Source organism: Hoeflea sp. (genome assembly GCF_984452065.1).
Genome location: NZ_CFHWAF010000128.1, coordinates 1 through 12,982, shown reverse-complemented (window position 1 = coordinate 12,982; position 12,982 = coordinate 1). Strand labels below are relative to the sequence as shown.

General features: G+C 61.7%; 16 protein-coding genes. 13 read left to right on the top strand and 3 right to left on the bottom strand.

Annotation, left to right across the window (positions count from 1 at the left end; translation table 11 throughout):
• The first annotated feature begins 242 nt into the window (after positions 1-242).
• On the top strand, positions 243-1,133 hold the full coding sequence (gene gluQRS, locus AC5E6N_RS19380) for a tRNA glutamyl-Q(34) synthetase GluQRS (protein WP_491749355.1): 891 nt from the start codon (positions 243-245) through the stop codon (positions 1,131-1,133).
• Between the two features lie 36 nt (positions 1,134-1,169).
• Here the strand turns inward: gluQRS and AC5E6N_RS19375 are convergent, their stop codons facing one another.
• Positions 1,170-1,433, bottom strand: coding sequence for a hypothetical protein (locus AC5E6N_RS19375; RefSeq protein ID WP_491749354.1), 264 nt, complete (start codon positions 1,431-1,433; stop codon positions 1,170-1,172).
• A 235-nt stretch (positions 1,434-1,668) separates the two neighbouring features.
• The gene (locus AC5E6N_RS19370; RefSeq protein ID WP_491691333.1) at positions 1,669-2,496 is read right to left on the bottom strand and encodes a YihY/virulence factor BrkB family protein; all 828 of its coding nucleotides are present in this window, start codon (positions 2,494-2,496) and stop codon (positions 1,669-1,671) included.
• 107 nt (positions 2,497-2,603) lie between these two features.
• Here AC5E6N_RS19370 and AC5E6N_RS19365 point away from each other — a divergent pair, with 107 nt between their 5' ends.
• From AC5E6N_RS19365 to AC5E6N_RS19330, 8 genes are all read left to right on the top strand, one after another.
• The gene (locus tag AC5E6N_RS19365; protein WP_491749353.1) at positions 2,604-2,942 is read left to right on the top strand and encodes a hypothetical protein; all 339 of its coding nucleotides are present in this window, start codon (positions 2,604-2,606) and stop codon (positions 2,940-2,942) included.
• A 56-nt stretch (positions 2,943-2,998) separates the two neighbouring features.
• On the top strand, positions 2,999-3,829 hold the full coding sequence (locus AC5E6N_RS19360; protein WP_491749352.1) for an SDR family oxidoreductase: 831 nt from the start codon (positions 2,999-3,001) through the stop codon (positions 3,827-3,829).
• A gap of 19 nt (positions 3,830-3,848) precedes the next feature.
• Complete coding sequence (locus tag AC5E6N_RS19355; RefSeq protein WP_491690376.1) at positions 3,849-4,046, top strand: twin transmembrane helix small protein; 198 nt, start codon at positions 3,849-3,851, stop codon at positions 4,044-4,046.
• A gap of 16 nt (positions 4,047-4,062) precedes the next feature.
• Positions 4,063-4,638 carry a cob(I)yrinic acid a,c-diamide adenosyltransferase gene (locus AC5E6N_RS19350; RefSeq protein WP_491749351.1) on the top strand — a complete coding sequence of 192 codons (576 nt, stop codon included), beginning with the start codon at positions 4,063-4,065 and terminating at the stop codon, positions 4,636-4,638.
• 6 nt (positions 4,639-4,644) lie between these two features.
• Positions 4,645-5,403 (top strand): rhomboid family intramembrane serine protease, encoded by a 759-nt coding sequence (locus tag AC5E6N_RS19345; protein ID WP_491749350.1) that lies wholly within the window; start codon positions 4,645-4,647, stop codon positions 5,401-5,403.
• A gap of 220 nt (positions 5,404-5,623) precedes the next feature.
• Positions 5,624-6,373: an electron transfer flavoprotein subunit beta/FixA family protein gene (locus AC5E6N_RS19340; RefSeq protein ID WP_491749349.1), complete on the top strand. Its 750-nt coding sequence runs from the start codon at positions 5,624-5,626 to the stop codon at positions 6,371-6,373.
• Between the two features lie 16 nt (positions 6,374-6,389).
• Positions 6,390-7,319, top strand: coding sequence for an electron transfer flavoprotein subunit alpha/FixB family protein (locus tag AC5E6N_RS19335; RefSeq protein ID WP_491749348.1), 930 nt, complete (start codon positions 6,390-6,392; stop codon positions 7,317-7,319).
• 118 nt (positions 7,320-7,437) lie between these two features.
• Positions 7,438-8,319, top strand: a complete 882-nt coding sequence (locus AC5E6N_RS19330; protein WP_491690381.1) for a 3-hydroxybutyryl-CoA dehydrogenase — start codon at positions 7,438-7,440, stop codon at positions 8,317-8,319.
• A gap of 47 nt (positions 8,320-8,366) precedes the next feature.
• Here the strand turns inward: AC5E6N_RS19330 and tlpA are convergent, their stop codons facing one another.
• The gene (gene tlpA / locus AC5E6N_RS19325) at positions 8,367-9,065 is read right to left on the bottom strand and encodes a thiol:disulfide interchange protein TlpA (RefSeq protein WP_491749347.1); all 699 of its coding nucleotides are present in this window, start codon (positions 9,063-9,065) and stop codon (positions 8,367-8,369) included.
• A gap of 28 nt (positions 9,066-9,093) precedes the next feature.
• Between tlpA and argH the strand changes: the two genes are divergently transcribed.
• The 4 genes from argH to AC5E6N_RS19305 form a co-directional block, all read left to right on the top strand.
• On the top strand, positions 9,094-10,482 hold the full coding sequence (argH, locus tag AC5E6N_RS19320; protein WP_491749346.1) for an argininosuccinate lyase: 1,389 nt from the start codon (positions 9,094-9,096) through the stop codon (positions 10,480-10,482).
• 436 nt (positions 10,483-10,918) lie between these two features.
• The gene (gene lptM, locus AC5E6N_RS19315; RefSeq protein WP_491690384.1) at positions 10,919-11,101 is read left to right on the top strand and encodes an LPS translocon maturation chaperone LptM; all 183 of its coding nucleotides are present in this window, start codon (positions 10,919-10,921) and stop codon (positions 11,099-11,101) included.
• A gap of 11 nt (positions 11,102-11,112) precedes the next feature.
• Positions 11,113-12,378, top strand: a complete 1,266-nt coding sequence (gene lysA, locus AC5E6N_RS19310) for a diaminopimelate decarboxylase (RefSeq protein ID WP_491749345.1) — start codon at positions 11,113-11,115, stop codon at positions 12,376-12,378.
• A gap of 127 nt (positions 12,379-12,505) precedes the next feature.
• Positions 12,506-12,982: DUF4175 family protein (locus AC5E6N_RS19305; protein WP_491749344.1), on the top strand; the 477-nt coding region annotated here is incomplete at its 3' end.

Below are 12,982 nucleotides of genomic sequence, written 5' to 3'. Positions count from 1 at the left end.
CAGGGGCACCGGTCCGGCCCGGTCGATAATGCTCGTCAGGCGCGGGTCGGCCACCGCCAGGGCCGCCAGACCTTCCGTCACATCTTCGGGCGTTTCTATGCGCCTTGCCGGTGCTTGTCTCACCGCGGAACCTGCTCCCCTTTGCGGCGATGTTCACGACGCCGGTGTTTTGCTAATACAACGCTCGCGGCAGCGAATGAAGAGGGACCGACCGGAATGATATTTACGGCAAGGCTGGCGACATGACCGCGCCACGCGTCTTCCGTTTCGCCCCCAGCCCCAATGGCCGTCTTCATCTCGGACACGCCTATTCGGCGTTGTGCAACAAACGCGCGGCTGAACGGTGCAACGGCCGCCTCCTGCTGCGCATGGAGGATATCGACACGCAGCGGTGCACGCCGGATTTTGAAGAGCGGATCATGGCGGACCTGCAATGGCTGGGCATTTCATGGGAGCAGCCGGTCCGCAGGCAAAGCGAGCACTTCGCCGATTACCGCACGGCGCTGGAGCGACTGAAGGAAACCGGTCTTGTCTATCCCGCCTTCCTCACGCGCTCGCAGATCCGCGATCATGTCGGCGAATATGAGACGACCGGGAAAACCTGGCCGCGCGACCCGGACGGCGCGCCGCACTATCCCGGCAATGAACGCTCCCTGGCGACCGCCGAGCGGATGGAACTGGCGCATACGGACCGGCCCTTTGCCTGGCGCCTTGACATGAAAGCCGCCCGCGCCCGGATCGGCCGTCCTGTCGGCTGGCGTGAGGCCGGACGCGGGCCCCTGGGCGAGACCGGCGACATCAGGGCCGATCCCGGAAACTGGGGCGACGTGATCCTGGCGCGCAAGGACACGCCGACCAGCTATCACCTCTCCGTCGTCATCGACGATGCGCTCCAGGGTGTTACCGAAATTGTCAGGGGGCACGACCTGTTCCACGCCACATCCGTTCACCGGCTGCTGCAGGCGCTGCTGGATCTGCCCGAACCGGATTACCGCCATCACGCGCTGCTCGTCGACGCGGACGGACGCAAACTCTCAAAGAGCCGAAGCGATACCGGCATCGGCGCGCTCAGGGATGCGGGCCTTACCGCCGCCGAAGTCATCACAACATGCGAAACCGGCGCCAGGATATGACGCCGGTTTGCCTGCTTTAACCGTATTTGGCTGGCATCAAATCCGCAGAAAGACCTGCTTCAGGAAGGCCAGCAGCAGCAGCGCCCCGAATGCGCCGAGCAACGACGACGCCACGAGCACCTGCATACTGTTCATCGGAAGGCCGGCCATATTCACCAGGATCATCCCGAGGGCCTGGCCGGCTGCCATCACGATCATGTTGCCAAACACGCCGAAGCCGATCGTCCCCATTATGCTGTCCATGGCATGACCGGCGAAAAACCAGATCATGACACACGCGAAAATCAGCGCGTAGGCCAATTCCGGTGACAGGAATGTAAACATGTCCATGCTCCGTCATTTGCAGACGCCGAGACTTGATATCGCCCACACCACACAAGTAGCTCCGCGTGACAATTCATTTGTCCGAAGCGGATAATACTCCAAAACCCATCGATTTTGCGGGTTTCCGGGAAGCGCGGTTAATGCTCTTTCAATGGATTCGGCGGTTTTTTAAGGGTCTGGAAAATACCGCCCGGGGTCGGGATTTGCGGTGTTACTGCGCCTCGGCGAGGATAGAGGCATTGAGCTCGGCCCCAAGGATGAAGATCGCCGCGACAATGTAGAGGAAAATCAATGCGATCATGATGGAGGCGAGCCCCGCATAGGTCGCCACATAGGTCGAAAACTGCTGCAGATAGGCCGAGAAGAGCAGCGCCCCGGCCATCCAGAAGATCATGGTAACCAAAACGCCCGGAAGCGTCGCGCGGATGGGCCTGTAACCGGCCGGCAGCCATCTGTGACACACAATCAGGCCGACGAAGAGCACGATGACCGCGACCACCAGACGCCAATTGTCGAGATGCGAAATCACATCGTCCGACCAGGGCAGCCAGCGGCGCATCGCATCCGTGAGAAGCGGTGCCAGCACGAGCAGGAAACTGATTGCCAGAAGGATGAGCGCCGCGATCACGACAAAGCCGAGGCTTTGCGCGCGGTTGAAGAAGATCGAGCGACGATCGGTAACCCGGTACGCCCTGTTGAGTGAGACGCGCAGCGCCTCGACACCGTTTGACGCGAAGAACGCGGCGGCCAGGACCGACACGGTCAGAACGCCTCCGCGATTGACCGTCAGCACGGTCAGGACCTGCTGCGATATCGGTTCGGCAATCGATTTCGGCCAGGTATCGAAGACGATATGGACGGCCGTATCGGCAAAGGCATCCGCGCCGACAAAACTCGCAAGAGAGGTGGCGAAGATCAGGAAGGGGAAAATGGCGAGCAGCGTCGACAGCGCCACATGGCTGGCCATCGCCCAGCCGTCGTCCCGGTTGAAGTGGACGACGGCGCCGCGAACGATCCTCCACAGATACCCTGCCGTCATGCAAACTCTCCGTTTTGCCCGTTCCGCGCCGGCCGATCGCAGCCCGGCGCCTGAAGCCTGCATAGCAAACCGCGCTCGTGTGCAGAACAACTTATTGATGGCAAGCCGTGCTGCTGCTTGTCAAAGACGTCACGCAGACGCTAGAGCGTGTCTTGTTTAAATGGAAACATTTGATGGCGGAAAATCGGTTTACTCGGCAAGGCACCATCACACAGCCTTTGGCGCTGAACAAACAGGTAAGGCGCAACAACACCGATGGGCCGATTTTCCCCACCCCGGAAAGGACTATCGCATTGCAATACATAGATGAATGGGCCGGGCGATTTTGCCCTCTGACTGCGTTGGCTCACGCTTGTGGTGGGCTGGCACCACGGCGCGCAACCCGCCTTGTCAGAGAACAAAATCGCCGCGGTCAAATGTTTCCATTTAAACAAGACACGCTCTAGACAGCTTATCTCCATTCGGTCCCGGGCGAGGGACTGACAGCACGGACCGGGCCTTCATGTCGAAAAGCAAAACCATTCTTGTGACCGGATGCTCCTCGGGCATCGGCGCCTATTGCGCCCGCGCCTTGCGGGACGATGGCTGGCGGGTATTTGCCACGGCCCGCAAGGCAGAGGATATCGAGGCGCTGAAACAGGACGGTTTCGATGCCTTCTATCTCGACTATCGCGAGCCCGAAAGCATCGCAAAACTGGCGCAGGACGTTCTTGAAGCCACCGGCGGAACGCTCGACGCCCTCTTCAACAACGGTGCCTACGGCCAGCCGGGCGCGGTCGAGGACCTCAGCACCGACGTGCTGCGCGAGCAGTTCGAGGCCAATTTCTTCGGCTGGCACGAGCTGACCCGGCGTATCGTTCCCGTCATGCGGGATCAGGGGCACGGGCGCATCGTGCAGTGCTCCTCGATCCTGGGTCTCGTTCCCTTGCGCTTTCGCGGCGCCTACAACGCTTCCAAGTTCGCTCTGGAGGGTCTGTCAATCACGCTGCGGCACGAACTTGCGGGCACGGATATCCATCTGAGCCTGATTGAACCGGGCCCGATCGAATCGAAATTCGCAATCAATGCGCTGACCTATATTGAACGCCATGTCGACGTCGGTGCATCCATTCACCGGGAACACTATCAACGGGAAATGCAGCGGCTCCGGCAAGGCGGCGTGCGCTCCACAAGCAAGCTCAAGCCCGATGCCGTCTACGCCGTGCTCAAACGCGCACTGGAAAGCCGGCGGCCCAGGCCCCATTATGTCATCACCCGGCCCGCAAGGATTGCGATCCTGATGAAACGAATTCTTCCGCCAAGCGTATTCTACCGCCTCCTCCGGAATCGCTAGCGCCAAAGCAGGAACAAAAATGGCATCGTTTTTCTACTATCTGGCACTGGTGGCGATGGCCGCCGTCGTTTTCGTGCTCATCCGGGGCCTGTTCAACATGATGCGCGGCGGCTCGGGCAATCTGTCCAACAAGCTCATGCAGCTCCGCGTGCTTCTGCAATTTATTGCCGTCGTGCTGATCGTGGTTGTATTGTGGCTCACCGGCGGCGGCCGCTAGATTCTGGGAGAAGGTTTTGGTCAAGCTAAACAAGATCTACACGCGCACCGGCGATGACGGCACCACGGGACTGAGCACCGGCGAGCGCTGCGCCAAGAACGATCTGCGCGTCGAGGCCTTCGGGACCGTGGACGAAGCCAATGCCTGTATCGGCATGGCCCGCCTGCACACCACCGCCCTTCCCGCGCTCGACGATATGCTGGCCCGCCTGCAGAACGATTTTTTCGACCTCGGGGCCGATCTGGCAACACCGGACAATGGCAGGAAACCCGATTACGAGCCGCTGCGCGTCACCGCGCAGCAGGTCGTCCGTGTCGAAACGGAGATCGATAGGCTCAACGCGGATCTCGATCCGCTGACGTCCTTTGTGTTGCCCGGCGGCTCGCCCGCCGCCGCGGCACTCCACCTGGCGCGGACGGTTGCCCGCAGGGCGGAAAGGATCATGGTCGAACTGGCCGGCACCGGCGCCCATGTGAACGCCGAGGGCCTGCGTTACATCAATCGCGTTTCCGATCTTCTCTTTGTCGCCGCGCGCTGCGCCAACGACAACGGCCGCGCCGACGTTCTGTGGGTGCCGGGCAAAAACCGGTAAACCGCGATGTTCATACCGCTCAACGACCGCAACGACCTCGACCATATCGACCGTCAATATGTCACCCTGACGATCATTGCGGTCAACGTGCTGCTGTGGATTGCGACCGCATTGAGCGGCGCCAGCGGCGAACTGACGACGGCGGCGGTCCTCGGACTGGGTTTCATACCCGCCGTGGCCCTCGGTCCGGCGGAGCTTGCCCCGGGTCTGACGCTTGTCCCCGAAACCGCGACCTACATCACCTATGCGTTCCTGCATGCCAATTTCATGCATCTTGCCGGCAACATGGTTTTCCTCTGGGTCTTCGGCGACAATATCGAGGATGCGCTCGGCCATGTCCGGTTTCTGATCTTTTACCTGGCCTGCGCGGCGGCCGGCGCTCTGGCCCATGGCCTCGTCAATGCCGGGTCCGAAGCGCCGCTCATCGGTGCGTCCGGCGCGGTTGCCGGCGTGGTCGCCGCCTATCTGATCCTGCATCCGCGGGTCAAACTCTGGATTCTGGTTCTGTGGCGCATTCCGTTACCGCTGCCGGCCTTCGTGCCGCTGCTGATATGGGTCGGATACCAGTTCGTGATGGTGGTTGCCGACCGTGACGGAGCAGTCTCCTGGGCCGCGCATGTGGGCGGCATTGTCGCCGGCGCCATCCTTGTCGTCCTTCTGAAAAGACGCGACGTGCCGCTGTTCGACCGTCAGATCGTCTCGCCGCGCGCCGTGGTACGACGCGGTTCTCCCGTTCCGCAGGTCAAAAGGCGCTGGGGCCGCTGATACCGGCGCCGTCCCGCCGAACGGGTGAAATCATATCCATGCGGCACAAACGCAATTGACCGACAAGGCCACTTGCAGATATGTGACTGCCGAGAGGCTCGATATTTCAAATAAGCCGGATGTTTTTGGCCAGAAATGGACATGACCATGTCGCCATCCAGCCAGCACCGGACACGCCGGATGTGCACAGTCCTGCGCACGATTTGAGAAAGGTAAGCGAATGAAAGTTCTGGTCCCAGTAAAACGGGTCGTCGACTACAACGTCAAGATCCGCGTCCGGCCCGATGGCTCGGGTGTTGAGCTCGCGAACGTCAAGATGTCCATGAACCCGTTTGACGAGATTTCGGTCGAAGAGGCGATCCGGCTGAAAGAGGCCGGCAAGGTCGAGGAAATCGTCGCCGTCTCCATCGGACCGGCCAAGGCCGAGGAAACCATCCGCACCGCTCTCGCCATGGGCGCCGATCGCGGCATCCTGGTCCAGACGGACGACACGGTCGAGCCGCTTGCCGTTGCCAAGATTCTCAGGGCGGTCGTTGCCGAGGAGGATCCGGGTCTCGTCATCGTCGGCAAGCAGGCCATTGACGACGACGCCAACCAGACCGGACAGATGCTCGCGGCACTGCTTGGCTGGTCGCAGGCAACATTCGCATCCGATATCGAAATCGGCGACGGCAAGGCGTCCGTGACCCGTGAAGTCGACGGCGGTCTCCAGACCGTCGAGATCGCGCTTCCCGCGGTTGTCACGACGGACCTGCGGCTCAACGAGCCGCGTTATGCGTCACTGCCGAACATCATGAAGGCGAAGAAGAAGCCGCTGGACAAGAAGACCACCGCCGACTACGGCGTCGACACCGCGCCGCGCCTGAAGGTGCTGACCACCGAAGAGCCGGAAGGCCGCAAGGCGGGCGTGAAGGTCGAAAACGTTGCCGAGCTGGTCGACAAGCTAAAGAACGAAGCCGGCGTACTTTAAGGAAAGGATCACACGCATGACCACTCTTCTTCTTGCGGAACACGACAACGCGTCCCTTTCCGATCAGACCGCCAAGGCGCTTTCCGCCGCTGCTCAGATGGGCGGCGATGTCCATGTGCTGGTTGCAGGCAAAAACGCCAAGGCCGTCGCCGACGAGGCCGCGAAGCTGGAGGGCGTGTCAAGGGTCCTTCTGGCCGAGGCGGACGAACTGGAATACAGCCTCGCCGAGCCGACCGCCGCGCTGATGGTCGCGCTTGCCGGCGACTATGACGCCCTTGTGGCCGCGGCAACGACCACCGGCAAGAACGTGATGCCGCGGGTGGCCGCCCTTCTGGACGTCATGCAGGTCTCGGACATCACCGACGTGGTGAGCGCCGATACCTTCAAGCGTCCGATTTACGCCGGCAATGCGATCCAGACCGTGCAGGCGACCGACGCCAAGAAGGTCATCACCGTGCGCACCGCCGGCTTCAACGCGGCCGGCGAAGGCGGTTCGGCATCGGTCGAGACGGTGTCGGCGGCCGACAATCCCGGGCTTTCGAGCTTTGTCGAGGAAAAGTTGTCGGAAAGCGACCGTCCCGAACTGACCTCGGCGAAGGTGATCATTTCCGGCGGACGGGCCCTCGGTTCGGAGGAAAAGTTCCAGGAAGTCATCCTTCCGGTGGCCGACAAGCTCGGGGCCGCCGTCGGCGCGTCGCGCGCGGCGGTCGATGCCGGTTACGCGCCCAACGACTGGCAGGTCGGTCAGACCGGCAAGGTGGTCGCACCGGACCTTTACATCGCCTGCGGCATCTCCGGCGCCATTCAGCATCTCGCCGGCATGAAGGATTCCAAGGTGATCGTCGCGATCAACAAGGACGAGGAGGCACCGATCTTCCAGGTTGCCGATTACGGCCTTGTCGCCGACCTGTTCGACGTCCTTCCCGAACTGGAGAAGTCGCTGTAGCGCTCCCGATTCGCAGGCAGATTCGTCACGCAAAACCGATGGCCGGGCTGGACGTTGTCAGCCCGGCCATTTAGTTTATGGGCATAAGCGCGCGACACCCCGAAAGAACGGAACAAAAATGGCCAACGCGATCAAATCTGTTGGAATAATCGGAGCAGGTCAGATGGGCAACGGCATTGCGCATGTCTGCGCGATTGCCGGATACGACATCCATCTGCACGACGTTTCCGAGGAACGCATCAAGGACGGGCTGGCGACGATCAACGGCAACATGGCCCGCCAGGTTTCGGCCGGCACCTTGAAGGAGGCCGACCGCAACAAGGCGATCGGGCGCATCGTGGCGGCCCCGGCCGTTGAGGACCTCGCGTCGCTGGACATTGTGATCGAGGCGGCGACGGAAGACGAAACGGTCAAGCGCAAGATATTCGCCAATCTGTGCCCGGTTCTGAACCCGGAGGCCATTTTGGCCACCAACACCTCGTCGCTGTCGATCACCCGACTCGCCTCGGCGACCGACCGCCCGGAGCGCTTCATCGGCATTCACTTCATGAACCCGGCTCCGGTCATGCGCCTCGTCGAACTGGTGCGCGGCATCGCGACAGTCGACATCACCTTCGATACGGCAAAGGAATTCGTCGTCTCCCTCGACAAGACGGTGACCGTGGCGGAGGATTTCCCGGCCTTCATCGTCAACCGCATCCTGCTTCCGATGATCAATGAGGCGATCTACACGCTCTATGAGGGCGTCGGTACGGTCGAAGCCATCGACACATCCATGAAACTCGGCGCCAACCACCCGATCGGCCCGCTGCAGCTCGCCGACTTCATCGGCCTCGACACCTGCCTGTCGATCATGCAGGTGCTCTACGACGGCCTCGCGGACTCCAAATACCGGCCCTGCCCGCTGCTGGTGAAATATGTCGAGGCCGGCTGGCTCGGTCGCAAGACCGGCCGCGGCTTCTACGATTATCGCGGCGAGGAGCCGGTCCCGACCCGGTAAGGCTACGCCCCCGGCCCGCTCGCTCGGCGATCGGTTCTGCGAAACGTCTATGAAGACGGCTGTTGCCGGTTCGAAAGAGCAGCCCCGACATAGGCTTTGGCATCGTCGCTCGACCAATGCGCCGGGCCGTTCATATTGGCGACGAGACAGCCGCTTTCGTCGACAAGCAGCGTCACCGGCAAGCCGAATGCAAGGCCTTCCTTTTTCAGATCGTTGAAGATGCCCATCGTGTTGTCCCGGTAAAAGGCGAGGCTGCCGACGCCGATCTCTTGCAGAAACGCGGTCGGCTTGCTGTCGTCGCCCTGGTCGATATTGATGGCGACGACCTCGAACGCGTCGCTGCCCATGGCGCTTTGCAGTTCGTCGAGCGCCGGCATCTCTTCCCGGCAGGGCGCACACCAGGTCGCCCACAGATTGATCAGCAGTGTCTTTCCGGACATATCGCCGACGGTCATCGGCTCTCCCTGCGGCGAATTGAACGCCAGCGCGGCAAGCGACTTCGGCTCCGATGCCGAGGCCATGGCCGCAACGTCACCCGTGGCGAATGGCTGCAGCGCCTTTGCCAGTTCAATGGACGGGGAGCACGCGGCAATGGAGGCAGTCGCCGTGGCGTCCGCGCCATCGGAATTGTTGCCATAGGGCGCATCGTTCACGTATACCGCAGCCAGAACGGCCACGACGGCCAGGACAACAGCGGCGCCAACAATCGCGAAGACTGTGAGGTTTCTGCTTTTTTGGTCCGACATTTATGTCATCTCCGGAGCTGACTGACACATGAACGGCAAATCCTCCAACCAGATGTGGGGCGGACGCTTCGCCTCCGGTCCCGACGCGATCATGGAAGACATCAACGCGTCCATCGACTTCGACCGGAAACTCTACGCCGAGGATGTCCGCGGCTCGCTGGCCCATGCCGACATGCTGGCCAGCACTGGCATAATAAGCTCAGACGATCGTGACAAGATTGTGCAGGGCCTGAACACGATATTGTCAGAAATAGAGAGCGGCGGCTTTGAATTCTCGCGGCGGCTGGAGGACATTCACATGAATATCGAAGCCCGGCTGTCCGACCTGATCGGCCCGGCTGCCGGGCGGCTGCACACGGCCCGCTCGCGCAACGATCAGGTCGCGCTCGATTTTCGCATGTGGGTCCGCGCCGAGCTTGAAAAGACGCGAAGGGCGCTTTCCCGGCTGATCGCCGCATTCCTCGACCGCGCCGAAGAACATGCCGACACCGTCATGCCTGGTTTCACGCATCTGCAGACCGCGCAACCCGTCACCTTCGGCCATCACTGCATGGCCTATGTCGAAATGTTCGGCCGCGACCGTTCACGCGTGCACGACGCGCTTGTCCGGCTCGACGAATGCCCGCTCGGCGCGGCGGCGCTTGCCGGCACGGGTTTCCCGATAGACCGGCAGGCAACGGCTGAGGCGCTTGGTTTCTCGACACCGACGCGCAACTCGATCGACACCGTTTCCGACCGCGACTTTGCGCTCGAATTCCTCGGCATGGCGGCCATTTGCGGAACCCATCTGTCGCGTCTGGCCGAGGAAATCGTCATATGGTCGACACCGCAATTCGGCTTTGTCCGTCTGTCCGATGCCTTCTCAACCGGCTCCTCGATCATGCCGCAGAAGAAGAATCCGGACGCCGCCGAACTCGTGCGCGCCAAGACCGGGCGCGTCAACGGCGCCCTGATCGCCCTGCTGACCGTCATGAAAGGGCTTCCTCTCGCCTATTCGAAGGACATGCAGGAGGACAAGGAACAGGTCTTCGATGCGGCCGAAACGCTGGAACTGGCGATTGCGGCGATGACCGGGATGGTCGCCGATATGGAGGTTCTCGCCGACGGCATGAAACAGGCCGCCGGGTCGGGCTATTCCACCGCGACGGATCTTGCCGACTGGCTGGTGCGCGAGGCCGGATTGCCGTTCCGCGATGCCCATCACGTGACCGGGCGCGCCGTGGCGCTGGCCGAGGAGCGCGGCTGCGAACTGTCCGACCTGCCGCTTGCGGAATTGCGCAAGCTGAACCCGTCCATCAGCGAAGATGTCTATTCGGTCCTCACCGTCGAGGCCTCGGTTGCAAGCCGCAAGAGCTTCGGCGGCACGGCGCCGGACAATGTGCGCGCGCAGATCGCCTGGTGGCGCGAGCGCCTGTAGCGATCCGGAAAGCTGCACAAACAGGGTGCACATTGGCGCCGAAACGGTTCAGAGCAAGTCAGGTCTAAATTGAAGCATTTGACCGTGGCGATTTTGGTCTCTGACAAGGCGGGTTGCGTGCGGTGGTGCTATCCCACCACAAGCGCGAGCCAACGCAGTCAGAGGACAAAATCGCCCGGCCCATTCAACGGTATTTTCCAATATCCTCTTCCTTTCAAGGGTGGGGAAAATCGGCCCATCGTTCGCCCTCGCAATCGTCCACTGGACGATTGCACGAGACGGGCTCACCGTTGCGCCGCTTGCCCGATGCCCCACATCGCGCTGCGCGACGCGCCTTGCCGAATGAACCGATTTTCCGCCATCAAATGCTTCAATTTAGACCTGACTTGCTCTAAAAGACCTGCACTCAGACATTCCGGATATTTGCGAGCGCTCCATGAACGCCACATCTGCCGCCAAAGCTGCGATGTTTCTAGTATTGATCGGACTGGTAGCCGCCGGCTGCGGACGCAAGGGTCCGCTTGAAGTGCCGCCGCCCCGCGACATGGTCGAGGATCCGGACGAGAAGGAAAAAACCGTTCCCGAGCGCCGTTTCATTCTCGACCCGCTCATCCAGTAGGCGGCGGGCCGGTGAATCATTTTGAATACAGGGACGGCATCCTCCATGCCGAGGACGTCAGCACTGCCGAGATCGCACGATCGGTCGGCACGCCCTTCTATTGTTATTCAACCGCCACGCTGACCCGCCACTACCGGGTGTTCGCCGAGGCCTTCGCGGATATCGACGCGCTTGTCTGCTATGCCATGAAGGCGAATTCGAACCAGGCGGTCCTGGCAACGCTCGCAGGGCTCGGGGCCGGCGCGGATGTGGTCTCCGAAGGAGAATTGCGCAGGGCTCTGGCCGCCGGGATACCGGCCGACAGGATTGTTTTTTCAGGCGTCGGCAAGACCGTCCGGGAAATCGACTTCGCGCTGAATGTCGGGATTTTGTGCTTCAATATCGAATCGCGGCCCGAACTGGAGATGATCAGCCAGCGGGCGGCACATCTCGGCCGCACCGCACCCGTTTCCTTTCGCATCAACCCGGATGTCGATGCGAAGACCCATGCGAAGATCTCCACCGGAAAGAAGGAAGACAAGTTCGGCATTTCCTGGCGCGATGCGGAATCCGTTTACGCGCATGCCGCCGAGCTTCCCGGCATAGAGGTGACCGGCATCGATCTGCATATCGGCAGCCAGATCACTGAACTTAAGCCCTATGACGACGCCTTCAAGCTGTTGCAAACGCTTGTCGCCCGCCTGCGTGAGGCCGGTCATGCGATCGACCACGTCGATGTCGGCGGCGGCCTCGGCATTCCCTATCGCGACGACAACAACCCGCCGCCCGATCCGCAGGCCTATGCCGATGTCGTGCTGGAAAACCTGAAATCGCTGAACTGCAAGGTGGTTTTTGAGCCCGGACGAATGATCGCCGGCAATGCCGGCATCCTGGTCAGCGAGATCATTTACGTGAAGGAAACCGGCTCCAAGACGTTCCTGATCGTCGACGCGGCCATGAACGACCTGATCCGGCCGACCCTCTATGAAGCCTGGCACGACATCCGGCCGGTTGCCGTACCGGACCCGGACACGCCGAACATGCCTGTCGATATCGTCGGACCGGTCTGTGAAAGCGGAGACTATATCGCCAAGGACCGCACGCTCCCGGCGATGACAGCCGGCGATCTCATCGCCATCAACTCCGCCGGGGCTTATGGCGCCGTGCAGTCTTCAACCTATAATTCCCGGCTGCTCGTGCCTGAAGTCCTCGTCAATGGCGGCGAGTTTCATGTGGTCAGGCCGCGCCCGACCTATGAGGACCTGATCGGCCTGGATTCCCTTCCTGACTGGCTTTGAACGGCCGGCAAGGCCGTTCCGGGAGGGCGGATTCCGCAGGCTTTCCGCTCATAATTTGTTGCCCCGTCTCGCCTTTGCCGCAAAGGATGCTATCCTTTTATCCTGATATCAGGAGGATTCGACACCCATGGCGGCACCGAAACCGCAGGACCACTCGACCGGGCAGGCTTTGCTGCGGCGCATCAGCGTGCGCACGCGTGCCACCCAGTTCATCCTTTTCTGCGAGAGCCTGTGGCCCCGGCTGCTGCCGGCGATCGGGGTTGCCGCCCTGTTCGCCGCGCTGTCCTGGCTCGGATATTTCCGGCTGGTGCCGGATTGGTTGCGCATTGCGACGGCCGGCCTGTTTGCCCTCGGATTTCTCGCCTCCCTGATCGCGTTGCGCGGCATTCGCTGGCCGGGCAGCAGACCGGCGCTTCGGCGCCTTGAGAAAGACAACGCCATTGTTCACCAGGCGCTGGCGGTCCAGTCCGATATACTTGAATCGGAAGACCCTTTTGCCCGGTCCCTCTGGGACGCGCACCGAAAGCGCATGGCGCAGCAGGTCAAGGCCATTCGCGTCGCGCCGCCGCGGCCGGACACGCCACGGCTTGACCCTTATGGGCTG